This is a genomic window from Streptomyces palmae, from assembly GCF_004684805.1.
Lineage (GTDB): Bacteria > Actinomycetota > Actinomycetes > Streptomycetales > Streptomycetaceae > Streptomyces > Streptomyces palmae.
On sequence record NZ_SRID01000266.1, the window covers coordinates 1 to 9,847 of the forward strand.

The following is a 9,847-nucleotide window of genomic DNA, read 5'->3' on the forward strand; positions in this document are numbered from 1 at the left end:
GGGCCCCGCGATGCCCCCCGCGCCCACCCTGCGGGTGATGGCGGCTCCAGCGGCGAAGTCCTCACCCTGGGTCTCACGGGTGGCCGATGCGGCCATCCGCGAAGAGAACCCGAAGAGGAAGGGCATCTGATGGAACAGCAGACAGACGAGGTGGAGTACGAGACCCCCGCGCTGGTGGAGGTCGGCGACTTCAGCGAGCTCACCCTCGGTAGTGCCGGCGGTTTTGCCGAGTCCTACACCGACTTCCAGTGACCGGCGCTCCTCTTGGGGCATGAGACATGTCCCTCGCGCTTCCCGGCACCCATGCGGTCATTGACGTGGCGCGGCTGACAGGCGCGTCGCCCGGGGCCGGACGGTATTTCTCACGTCCGGGCGTCCATGACCGGTAGGCCGTCGGTCCTTCGAGTACCGATGGGCGGCCGAGTCTGGGGGGATGGGAGCGCACGGCGGTGGCCGGGCTCTGCCCGGTCACCGTTCAGGCCGTGGCCGTCGCGCTCGGTGGGCGCGCGGGGCGACCGCGGCGAACCGAGGCCCGTGGGGGGCGGTGCAACCGGTACGCCCGCTTGCTCCGCGGGCCTCGCGACGCACCCTGCGCCCACCGCGCGGGTGATGGCGACTCCAGTGACCGCCTCCCCGAGCCGAGTTCGCGACCGGGTGACATTCCCGGCCGCGCGGACAACCGGAAGGGACCTGTGATGGAACAGAAAGCGGACGAATCGACCTACGAGCCCCCAGAGCTGACGGACATCGGCGACTTCGCCGACCTCACCCTGGGACTCGGCGACACCCAGGCGGAGTCCATGGGCGCCTACGGCGAGTGAGGCATCTCCTATGCGACGGGAGACCTCCTTCGTGCTGCTGCCCGACACCGACGCGGCCCGCGACGCGGCCCGGCTGGTGGGTGTCTCCTCCGGGGCCCAGGTGATCGTCCATGCCTCCGGGCGTCCCTGGCTGGTGGGGCACTGGCCGTCCGGTCACATCCGGGTGGCCGAGGCCGGGCGGGTGCGTGTGGCGGTGGCCGGGTTCTGTCCGGCCACCGGCCAGGAGCTGGAAGCGGCGGCCGGCCGGCTGCGGAGTGTGGCCGACCTCGGCACCATGGCCCGCGAGCTGGCGGGCAGCGCCCACCTTCTGGCCTCGGTCGGCGGCCGGGTACGCGCGCAGGGCACCGCCTCCGGTGTGCGGGCGGTCTTCCACGCCCGGCTGGGCGGGGTCACCATCGCCGCCGACCGGCCCGACACCCTCGCCCCGCTGATCGGCGCCGAGCCGGACGAGGAGGCCCTCGCCCTGCGCCTGCTGACCCCCTGCGCGCCCTACCCCCTGATGGACCGGCCGGTGTGGCGGGGCGTACGTCAGGTGGCCCCCGGCTCGTACCTCCACCTGGAACGGGACGGGACCGCCCGCACCGCGGTCTGGTGGAATCCACCCGAGCCGAGCCTCCCGCTGCGCGAAGGCGCGGCGGCCGTCCGCGAGGCCCTGTGCACCGCGGTCCGCGGCCGGGTCCGGTCGGCGAAGGCGGTCAGTACGGACCTGTCGGGTGGGATGGACTCGGGCACGGTCACCCACCTCGCCGCGGAGCTGGCGCCCGGCCTGGTCACCGTCCGCACCCCGCAGCTGGACGCCGGCGGGGACGACGCGCTGTGGGCCGCCCGCATCGCCGACCGCCTGCCCGAGGCCAGGCATCTGCTGCTGGAGTACGAGCAGGCGCCCACGATGTTCGCCGGTCTGGACGACGGCGGCCGGCTGGCCCTGGGCTCCGAGCCGCCGTTCTGGTCGCGGGGCGGCGCCCGGCTGGTGGACGTCGCCGAGCGGGTCGCCGCCCGCGGCTCCCGCCTCCATCTGTGCGGGCACGGCGGCGACGAGGTCTTCCACTCCCCGCACGTCTCCCTGCACACCCTCGTCCGGCGCCGGCCGTGGACCGGTGCCCGCCGGGCGTATGAGCGGCGTTCCCTCGGCAACTGGCCCCTGTGGCCGACCGTGCGGGGCCTGGCCGACGTCCGCTCCCTCCCGGCCGCGCTCATCTTCGGCAGCACACAGCTGCACGATCCGCCGCCCTCCCAGTTCACCCCCCACCTGGGCTGGACCCCGCCCCTGCGGATGCCGCCCTGGGCCACCCCCGAGGCCGTCGCCGCCGTACGGGACCTGCTGCGGCGGGCCGCCCACGACCGGCCGCGGCCCCTGGGCCCCGACCGTGCCGCGCACGCCACCGTGGAGGCCGTCCAGCGCGGCGGGGCAGCGGTCCGGTACGCCGCCGGGCTGATGGCCAGGTACGGCGTGGACTTCGCCGCCCCCTTCCTCGACGACCGGGTGATCGAGGCCGCGCTGGCCGTACGGCTGCACGAGCGCGCCACCCCGCGCCGCTACAAACCGCTGCTCGCCGAGGCCATGCGCGGGCTGGTCCCCGACGACCTGCTGGGCCGCTCCACCAAGGGGAACTACGGGGAGGACACCTTCGACGGCCTCCGCCGACACCGCGCCACCCTGCTCGGCCTGTTCGAGGGCTCGCTGCTCGCCCGCCGCGGCCTGGTGGACGAGGCCGCCGTACGCGCCGCCCTCCGCGCCGACCACGCCTTCCACCAGCCCATCCAGGCCCTGGAACCCACCCTTTCCGGCGAGGTGTGGCTGCGCACCCTGCCCGACCGCACGCGGCGACCCGCCGCCGAAGGAGCACCGTGACCCTCACCCTGGCCCGGGACGTGGTCCCCACCGAGACCGAACACGGCACCGTCCTCCTCGACGAGCGCCGCGGACGCTACTTCAAGCTCAACCACACCGGCGCCTTCGTGCTGCGCGCCCTCCTCGACGGCGCCGACCGCGAACAGGCGGCAGACCTCCTGCACCAGGAGTACGGCATCGACGCCGAGCGAGCGCGCACCGATGTCTCCGCCCTGGTCGACGCGCTGTGCGCCGCGAAGCTGGCCCGCCCATGAGCAGCCCACTCGCACTCGAGGGACGCCGCGCCCTCCCGCCGCGCCGACGCCTGGCCGCCCGGCTGGCGGTGGCGGCGGCCCGTCTGATCGCGGCCCTGCCACCCCGGCGCATCCGCACCGCCCTCCACCTGATCCGCACCGGCGCCCGCCCCGCCACCGCCGCGCAGGCGCGGTCCGCCCGGGACGCGGTGGTGACCGTCAGCACCCGCTGCGCGGGCCAGCACTGCCTGCAACGCTCCCTGGCCACCGCCCTGCTGTGCCGGATGACGGGTGCCTGGCCCACCTGGCACACGGGGGTGCGTACGGCCCCCTTCCGCGCCCACGCCTGGGTCGAGGTGGACGGCCGGCCGATCGGGGAACCCCACCCGGCCGACTACTACACCCCGACCCTGACGGTCGGGCCGGCCACGCGCCGGGCGGCGGTCGAGCCTCCCTGACCCGGACCCGCCCGGCTCAGTCACGAACTCTGCTTGGACTGTTGAGCGGCTCAGCAGCTACCAGGCGCTTGCGCGTCCTGGAGGTTGATGGGGATGGCGATGATATCGACGTCGGATCCGCAGGTGCCGATGCCGATGGGCACGCTCATGGCGGCCGACGCATCCAGCTCGGGCCCCTCCTGAGCCCCCGCGATCCCCGAAGCGCCGAGTACGGCGGCACCGGCGAGCAGCACCCCAGCGAACCCAGTGATCACGCGCATGCGAATTCTCCTTCGCGGTAGGCGGCCACACCCTTTGTGGCCGCATGGTCAAGATCACTACCGCAAAAGTTGGTGAAATTATCACACAAACACTCACATGGTCCCGGTTGCGAGGGCCGGACCGAGGTGGGCGGCCGGCCGGTCGGGGAACCCCGCCGGCCGACCGCCGCACCTCGACCCCGACCGTCCGCCTGCCGAGCGGTCAGGCGATGCCCGGCTCACGCCGTCGACCAGGATCCACCGGTCTCAGGCGCCGGGCTTGTGCCACGGCTGCCGAGTGGCTCAGCAGATCCCCTGACCGGTCATGAGGGTGAGGGGGAGGGCGATGAGGTTGGTCCCGGCCCCGCAGCCCGAGGCAGGCAGGCTGATGCTGATGTCGGGTACCGCTCCCTGTCGGGGCTCGGGCTCGTCCTGAGCCCCGGCGACGCCCGAAGCGCCGAGAACGGCGGCCCCGGCGAGCAGCAATCCGGCGAACCCGGTAACCATGCGCATGGCTTTACACCTTCACGGTAGTCGGGCCATACCCCTGTATGGCCGCATCGCCGAGATCACTACCGCGATGGCAGGGCAGGGCCTCACATGATCACCCGAACGGTCACCCTGGCCTACCCTTTGGCCTAAGCAGGGGGATTCTCCCGGACGGGCCCGCGCCGCCCACCCCCTCTGCCAGAATCGAACCCATGGCTGAGGACGCGACCGACCAGGGCTATCTGCTGAAGAACGCACAGCCGGAGACGGGCACCCGTTTCGGCGCTCTCGCCGAACTCTTCGACCCGGTGACGTTCCGGCACGTCGACGCCCTGGGCATCGGCCCGGGCATGCGGTGCTGGGAGGTCGGCGCCGGCGGCCCCTCCGTACCCCTCGGCCTGGCCGAGCGGGTCGGCCCGACCGGTTCGGTGGTCGCCACCGACATCGACACCGCCTGGAACCGGGACATAGCCAACGGCGTGATCGAGGTGCTGACCCACGACGTGGCCGCCGACCCGCCCCCGCCCGGCAGCTTCGACCTGGTGCACGCCCGGCTGGTGCTGGTCCATGTCGCCGACCGTGCCGAGGCCCTGCGCCGAATGGTCCAGGCGCTGCGCCCCGGCGGTTGGCTGCTGCTGGAGGACGCCTACCTCATGCCGCAGCCTCCGCTGTGCCCGGACGAGTTCGGCCCCGAGGAGCGGCTCACCGAACAGCTCCACAACGGCTTCCGCACCCTGATGGCCGGCCGCGGCGCCGACCTCTCCTTCGGCCGCAACCTCCCCAGGACGCTGCGTCAGGCCGGGCTGGACGACGTGCGGGCCGACGCCTACTTCCCGATCGCCCTGCCGGCCTGCACCGTGCTGGAGGACGCGACGGTGCGGCAGGTCCGCCACCTGCTCACCGAACACGGGCTGGCCACGGACGAGGAGATCGACCGCCACCTGGCGAACGTCGCCACCGGCCGCCTCGACCTGCCCACGCCCCCGATGGTCTCCGCCTGGGGCCGCCGCCCGTAGCCTCGGTCGTCCCGCCTCGCCGGGCCCGGGCGGTCGGGCCCGGCGAAGCCGGCCGCGGCGGCGGAGGCGGTTGCCCGCCTGGCGGGTCAGGGGTGCCAGACCTCGGTGATCTCGGTGATCTCGTTGTCGCCGTTCAGCTTGATGTCATAGACCCCGTTGGCCGAGCAGGACATCGGGGGCTTCACGTTCGTGCCCCCTTCCAGGCAGTCGCTGATGTGGTTCCACAGCTCCCCGACCACGACCGACTTGTGTCCCGGGCCGTTGGAGACCACGTTCGCCTTCACGTCCCCGTGCGAGAACATGTAGAACTTGGGGCTGCCGACGCCCTCGTAGTGGCCGTCGTTGGGGTCGCAGACGAACTTGGTGTCCTTGGCCTGCATGGTGTCCTGCTTGGGGTGCTCCACCGGCTGGACGATCTTGTGGCCCGGCTCCAGCTTGGGCGTCTCGCAGCCCGCGTCGGGGCCCCCGTCGGAAGCGTTCGAAGAGGAGCCGTCGGCCGCGGGCTTGGTCTGGCCGGAGGCCGCACCCTTGTCCGAGGACCCACCGCTGCCGGAGGAGTCGTCGTTGGATTCACAGCCGACGAGCCCGAAGGCGGTGACGGCGAGCACGGTGGCAACGAGCAGTTTGCGCGAAGACATGGTGAAGTTTCCCCCCATCGTTATGACGCGGCGGGTTTGGGCCGCGCCGAGGGGAAATCGTATCGACCTTCGCCAGGTGCATGATCAGTAACACGCGCTTGCCCCCTGCCCTCGCGGCCGGTCCGGGCGGCCCCTCGTCGTCGGCGATCCGGGTCTTGACCTGGCCTGTTGCTCGAGGAACCCAACGATGAAGAAGGTGACTCAGGGGATTCCGCCCCCAACGCCTTGTAGCGAGCTTGTCGCGCTGAGGGGCGAGTCTGTGGGCGGATCGCGACGGGTGTGACGGGACAGTGATCAAGGGAAGCCCGCCGGCGGACCGGCACCGCCGGCCGTGCCACCGCCTGCCGGCGAGCGTGAGATGCGGGGCGGGGGGAGATGACGACCCGGGTCACGGCAGCCAGTTGTCGAACGTCTCCTGCACCGCCGTGCGCAGCAGTTCCTCCTCCACCCGGCCGCCACCGGAACGGGAGGCCCGGGACCCGTACGGCGCGCCATGGGCAGCCCACACCCGCACGGCGCCCGGCGTGGCGACGATGCAGCCGAACCGCAGGTCACCGGCGATCCACAGGATGCCGCGCCCGTCGACCATGCCGTGCCACACGTCATCCGGGACGGGCGAGAGGAGCTCGCGCGCCACGCCGCCGTCAGGCCGCAGCAGGAGCACCATTCGACCCCCGTCAGCGGCCTGTTCCAGCTGGCACGGCCACACCTGGAACGGCTGGTCGGCGACGTTCAGGATGACTTCCGAATCCGAGGAGTAGGTAGGGACGGCGGCCAGGGACAGAGGCACGCCGAGGATGCCGACGAGGGACACCGCGATGGTCCAGCCCGGGGCCCTGGAGAATCCTTCGGGGATCACCACCACCAGCAGCATGACACCGCCGACGAACCCGGAGAAACCGGCCATGTTCTGTGCCCGGTGCCACCTCTGTCGCTCTTTCCACAACCGCTGCGTGTATCCGGCGGGGAAGTAGTCTGCCGCCGGTCGCGGCGACACCTGGTAGCCGTACTCGTTCGCCAGCATGAAGCCCCCAACTTCCGTGCCATGACGTCATGTTGGACGCATGTACGGGAGTTGTGGAGCCCTGCCGCGGGTTCGATGCACTACTGACGCACGTCAGCGCTCCAGCAGGTTCCGCCGCAGCGTCTCGATGGTGGTCTCGTCCACGCCCAGGGTCCCGGTGACATAGCCGTGGATCGACCCGTACCGCTCGTTCAGCGCGGCCAGGAACAGCCGCATGACCTCGGCGGGCGCCCGCCCGTACCCCGGCCACCTCGGTTCCTGGCCCGGGTGGTCGGCCCGCCAGTCGGCCAGCAGCCGCTCGGTGGCCAGCCCGGTGAGCGTGAAGTCCTCGACGATGACGGACTCGGATACGCCCAGCAGCCCCAGCACCAGGGCCGCGATCTCCCCGGTACGGTCCTTCCCCGACGCGCAGTGGAACACCACCGGCGCCTCCTCGACGGCGGCGATCACCTCCAGCGCGGTACGGATCTCCTTGACCCCGTCCTCCGCCACCTCCATGAACTTCTCCGCCAGGAACGGCCCGGTCTCCACCTCCGGCCCCAGCGCCGCCTGGTCGTACGGCCGGTGCTCGATGCTCAGGTTGTGGTACGCGAAGGAGGGGTGCTCGGGGACACGGCCCTTCCCCTCGATCTCCCAGGGGTACCGCAGATCGATGACGGCCCCGATGCCCAGCCCCAGGAACTTCTCCCAGTCCCCGCCCTGCCCCGATTCCTGGCTCTCCCGCAGCTTGCCCAGCGAGTCGGAGCGGTACAGCCGCCCCCACCGCACGGTGCGGCCGTCCGCCGTGGGATAGCCGCCCAGGTCGCGGAAGTTGTGCAGCCGATCGAAGGACATGTGTCGGTTCACCGAGGTCTCCGGGGGTCTTTCGGGAGGCCCGGCCCATGCGCCGGGCGCGGATCCGGCCTTGCGGGCAAGGCCGGGGCAGGTGAATGGTGCTCCCTGACACCGTTGGAAGGTCAAGCGCGGAAGGGGCTGCTGGGGTGCTGATCGGAGAGCTGGCCGAACGGACCGGAACCAGCGAACGCCTGCTGCGCTACTACGAGCGGGCGGGCCTGCTCCAGCCCGCCCGCCAACCCAACGGCTACCGGACCTACGACGACAACGCCCAGGAGACGGTCCTGCGTATCCGGGCCCTCCTTGCCGGGGGCCTTCCCACCCGCGTCATCCGCGAGCTGCTGCCCTGCACCGACGGCGAGGCGACGGTACGGCCCTGCCCCGGCGTACTGGACGCCCTCCGCGACCAGCTCCACCTCCTGGACCAGCGAGCGGCCGAGATCGCCGAGGCCCGATCCATCCTGAGCCGAACCATCGCCAGTGCGGAGGCGGCTGAGGCCGCGGGGGTCACGGGGGCCGCGGAGGCTGTTCCCTCGTGACCGGGGCTCACCCGTCCGCCGCCCCGTCCAGCTCGAACCACACCGTCTTGCCGATCCCGCAGGCCCGCCGCTCCGCGCTCCAGTCCGCCGACAGCGCCGCGACCAGGGCCAACCCGCGCCCGGTCTCCTCGTAGTCCCGGGCGGTACGCGGCCGGGGCATCTCGTCGGACGCGTCCGACACCTCCACCCGCAGCCGCTTCCCCACCACCGTGCACCGGGCCTTCAGTATCCGGCCGGGCGGAACGTGCGCGTGCTTGCAGGCATTGGTCATCAACTCGCTGAGCAGCAGCACGGCCGTCTCCACCACCTCCTCCGGCACCCGCCAGACCCGAGCCTGCACCCGCAGCAGCGACCGCGCCCGCCCGACACTGCGCGCGTGGCGCGGGAGCAACCAGTCAACGTCCCTCGTTGGTGGGGGATTTCCCTCGTTCATGGCGCAGAGTCTGGTGGCTGAGTCTCTACTTTCCGTAGTAGCTGCCTGGGTACTGCACCATGCGGTACTCGGGCGGACGCCATACGCATAGAAGGGGGATTCCATGAAGGCGATGCCCTCCGAACCGCCGATGGCCTGGCGGTACTGCGGGAACCAGATCAAACTCTGGCGGATCCAGGCGAACGTCTCGCGCCAGGAGCTGGCCGATAAATCAAGTTACGACTACGAGTCGATCAAATCCATGGAGGTCGGCCGCCGCAGGCCCACGCTCCACCTCCTGGAGGTCGCGGACGAGGTCTGCGGGGCGCAGGGCAAGCTGAAGGCGGCGCAGGAGTACCTCAAGCCGGAGAAGTTCCGCTCGTATGCTCAGGGCTACATGGAGTACGAGGTCGAGGCGATCGCCCATAGTTCGTTCCAGCCCATGCTCATTCCTGGCCTGCTGCAGACGCCGGAGTACATCCGTGCGCTCTTCCAGGGGCACTGCCCGCCTATGGACGACGAGACCCAAGAGGTACGTCTCGCGGCGCGGCTGGAGCGGCAGAACCTGTTGGATCACCAGACCCGGGCCTTCGGCTTCGTCATCGGTGAAGCTGCCCTGCGCGAACAGATTGGTGGCCCAGAGGTCCACAAGGGGCAGCTGCTGCATCTGATCGAGGCCGGGAAACGCCGCAACATCACCATTCAGGTCATGCCCTTCAACGTCGGCCTCCACCCCGGGATGTTGGGCTCATTCGTGCTGCTGGAGACACCGGATCACCAGAAGCTGGTCTATCTCGAGGCGCAGGAAACAGGCATGCTGGATTCCGATCCAGAGAACGTCAGTTCGTTCACTCAGCGTCATGACATGATCTTGCGCAAGGCCCTCGACCCCGAGGCATCGGCAGCCTTCATCAGGAAGTTGGCGGAGGAGCTATGAGCACAGATCTGGCCTGGTTCAAGTCCAGCTACAGCGATGGTGAGGGCGGCGCCTGCATCGAGGTCGCTGCCTCCTGGCGCAAGTCCAGCTACAGCGACAGCAGTGGCGGCGAATGCGTCGAGGTAGCCACCTGCACCGAGGCGCCCGGCAGGGTCCACATCCGCGACTCCAAAGACAAGTCCGGCCCGCAGCTCACCTTCACCCCCGACGCCTGGTCCGCCTTCGTCGCCTTCGCGGCCGCGCACCCCGTGGACTGAACTCCGGCATCCCCGGAGCTCGGGTCACGGGCTCCGGGTGCCGGGCCTCGGGCCCCGAGCCCTCTCTGTAGGGAATGGCTGGGAAGCTACCTCCCGCC

15 protein-coding genes are annotated in these 9,847 nt (G+C 71.2%); 9 read left to right on the forward strand and 6 right to left on the reverse strand.

Going from position 1 to position 9,847, the window contains the following annotated elements; genetic code table 11:
- The first annotated feature begins 129 nt into the window (after positions 1-129).
- From E4099_RS23155 to E4099_RS23175, 5 genes are all read left to right on the forward strand, one after another.
- Positions 130-252: a lasso RiPP family leader peptide-containing protein gene (locus tag E4099_RS23155; RefSeq protein ID WP_135341044.1), complete on the forward strand. Its 123-nt coding sequence runs from the start codon at positions 130-132 to the stop codon at positions 250-252.
- 443 nt (positions 253-695) lie between these two features.
- Positions 696-821: an albusnodin family lasso peptide gene (locus tag E4099_RS23160; RefSeq protein ID WP_135341045.1), complete on the forward strand. Its 126-nt coding sequence runs from the start codon at positions 696-698 to the stop codon at positions 819-821.
- Between the two features lie 10 nt (positions 822-831).
- A complete protein-coding gene (locus E4099_RS23165; RefSeq protein ID WP_135341046.1) occupies positions 832-2,673 on the forward strand; it encodes an asparagine synthase-related protein in 1,842 nt (613 codons plus the stop codon).
- The gene (locus E4099_RS23170; RefSeq protein WP_135341047.1) at positions 2,670-2,927 is read left to right on the forward strand and encodes a lasso peptide biosynthesis PqqD family chaperone; all 258 of its coding nucleotides are present in this window, start codon (positions 2,670-2,672) and stop codon (positions 2,925-2,927) included. The genes E4099_RS23165 and E4099_RS23170 overlap by 4 nt, the downstream gene beginning before the upstream one ends.
- Positions 2,924-3,364, forward strand: coding sequence for a lasso peptide biosynthesis B2 protein (locus E4099_RS23175; protein WP_135341048.1), 441 nt, complete (start codon positions 2,924-2,926; stop codon positions 3,362-3,364). Before E4099_RS23170 ends, E4099_RS23175 begins: the two co-directional genes overlap by 4 nt.
- Positions 3,365-3,414: 50 nt before the next feature.
- Here E4099_RS23175 and E4099_RS23180 read toward each other — a convergent pair whose 3' ends face one another.
- Positions 3,415-3,624 (reverse strand): hypothetical protein, encoded by a 210-nt coding sequence (locus tag E4099_RS23180; protein ID WP_135341049.1) that lies wholly within the window; start codon positions 3,622-3,624, stop codon positions 3,415-3,417.
- A 282-nt stretch (positions 3,625-3,906) separates the two neighbouring features.
- On the reverse strand, positions 3,907-4,116 hold the full coding sequence (locus tag E4099_RS23185; protein WP_135341050.1) for a hypothetical protein: 210 nt from the start codon (positions 4,114-4,116) through the stop codon (positions 3,907-3,909).
- Between the two features lie 188 nt (positions 4,117-4,304).
- On the opposite strand from E4099_RS23185, the gene E4099_RS23190 reads away from it, so the two are divergent.
- Positions 4,305-5,108 carry a class I SAM-dependent methyltransferase gene (locus E4099_RS23190; RefSeq protein WP_135341051.1) on the forward strand — a complete coding sequence of 268 codons (804 nt, stop codon included), beginning with the start codon at positions 4,305-4,307 and terminating at the stop codon, positions 5,106-5,108.
- Positions 5,109-5,194: 86 nt separating this feature from the next.
- Here the strand turns inward: E4099_RS23190 and E4099_RS23195 are convergent, their stop codons facing one another.
- The 3 genes from E4099_RS23195 to E4099_RS23205 all read right to left on the reverse strand — a co-directional run bounded on the left by E4099_RS23195 (position 5,195) and on the right by E4099_RS23205 (position 7,616).
- Complete coding sequence (locus tag E4099_RS23195) at positions 5,195-5,746, reverse strand: hypothetical protein (RefSeq protein ID WP_135341052.1); 552 nt, start codon at positions 5,744-5,746, stop codon at positions 5,195-5,197.
- A gap of 388 nt (positions 5,747-6,134) precedes the next feature.
- Positions 6,135-6,770 carry a hypothetical protein gene (locus E4099_RS23200; protein ID WP_135341053.1) on the reverse strand — a complete coding sequence of 212 codons (636 nt, stop codon included), beginning with the start codon at positions 6,768-6,770 and terminating at the stop codon, positions 6,135-6,137.
- 93 nt (positions 6,771-6,863) lie between these two features.
- Positions 6,864-7,616, reverse strand: coding sequence for a tyrosine-protein phosphatase (locus E4099_RS23205; protein WP_135341054.1), 753 nt, complete (start codon positions 7,614-7,616; stop codon positions 6,864-6,866).
- 134 nt (positions 7,617-7,750) lie between these two features.
- Between E4099_RS23205 and E4099_RS23210 the strand changes: the two genes are divergently transcribed.
- Positions 7,751-8,143, forward strand: a complete 393-nt coding sequence (locus E4099_RS23210; RefSeq protein ID WP_135341055.1) for a MerR family transcriptional regulator — start codon at positions 7,751-7,753, stop codon at positions 8,141-8,143.
- A 7-nt stretch (positions 8,144-8,150) separates the two neighbouring features.
- On the opposite strand, the gene E4099_RS23215 is transcribed toward E4099_RS23210, so the two are convergent.
- Entirely contained in the window at positions 8,151-8,576 is a 426-nt protein-coding gene (locus E4099_RS23215; protein ID WP_135341056.1) for an ATP-binding protein, read from the reverse strand.
- Between the two features lie 103 nt (positions 8,577-8,679).
- Here E4099_RS23215 and E4099_RS23220 point away from each other — a divergent pair, with 103 nt between their 5' ends.
- Entirely contained in the window at positions 8,680-9,492 is an 813-nt protein-coding gene (locus E4099_RS23220; RefSeq protein ID WP_135341057.1) for a helix-turn-helix domain-containing protein, read from the forward strand.
- Complete coding sequence (locus tag E4099_RS23225) at positions 9,489-9,749, forward strand: DUF397 domain-containing protein (RefSeq protein WP_135341058.1); 261 nt, start codon at positions 9,489-9,491, stop codon at positions 9,747-9,749. The genes E4099_RS23220 and E4099_RS23225 overlap by 4 nt, the downstream gene beginning before the upstream one ends.
- The last annotated feature ends 98 nt before the right edge of the window (positions 9,750-9,847 follow it).

Bases quoted from the DNA above. Each gene is read 5' to 3' on its own strand.
- E4099_RS23225 (WP_135341058.1), top strand. From the start codon at position 9,489: ATGAGCACAGATCTGGCCTGGTTCAAGTCCAGCTACAGCGATGGTGAG.
- E4099_RS23160 (WP_135341045.1), top strand. From the start codon at position 696: ATGGAACAGAAAGCGGACGAATCGACCTACGAGCCCCCAGAGCTGACG.
- E4099_RS23180 (WP_135341049.1), bottom strand. From the start codon at position 3,624: ATGCGCGTGATCACTGGGTTCGCTGGGGTGCTGCTCGCCGGTGCCGCC.
- E4099_RS23195 (WP_135341052.1), bottom strand. From the start codon at position 5,746: ATGTCTTCGCGCAAACTGCTCGTTGCCACCGTGCTCGCCGTCACCGCC.
- E4099_RS23185 (WP_135341050.1), bottom strand. From the start codon at position 4,116: ATGCGCATGGTTACCGGGTTCGCCGGATTGCTGCTCGCCGGGGCCGCC.
- E4099_RS23175 (WP_135341048.1), top strand. From the start codon at position 2,924: ATGAGCAGCCCACTCGCACTCGAGGGACGCCGCGCCCTCCCGCCGCGC.
- E4099_RS23220 (WP_135341057.1), top strand. From the start codon at position 8,680: ATGAAGGCGATGCCCTCCGAACCGCCGATGGCCTGGCGGTACTGCGGG.
- E4099_RS23155 (WP_135341044.1), top strand. From the start codon at position 130: ATGGAACAGCAGACAGACGAGGTGGAGTACGAGACCCCCGCGCTGGTG.
- E4099_RS23190 (WP_135341051.1), top strand. From the start codon at position 4,305: ATGGCTGAGGACGCGACCGACCAGGGCTATCTGCTGAAGAACGCACAG.
- E4099_RS23165 (WP_135341046.1), top strand. From the start codon at position 832: ATGCGACGGGAGACCTCCTTCGTGCTGCTGCCCGACACCGACGCGGCC.
- E4099_RS23200 (WP_135341053.1), bottom strand. From the start codon at position 6,770: ATGCTGGCGAACGAGTACGGCTACCAGGTGTCGCCGCGACCGGCGGCA.
- E4099_RS23215 (WP_135341056.1), bottom strand. From the start codon at position 8,576: ATGAACGAGGGAAATCCCCCACCAACGAGGGACGTTGACTGGTTGCTC.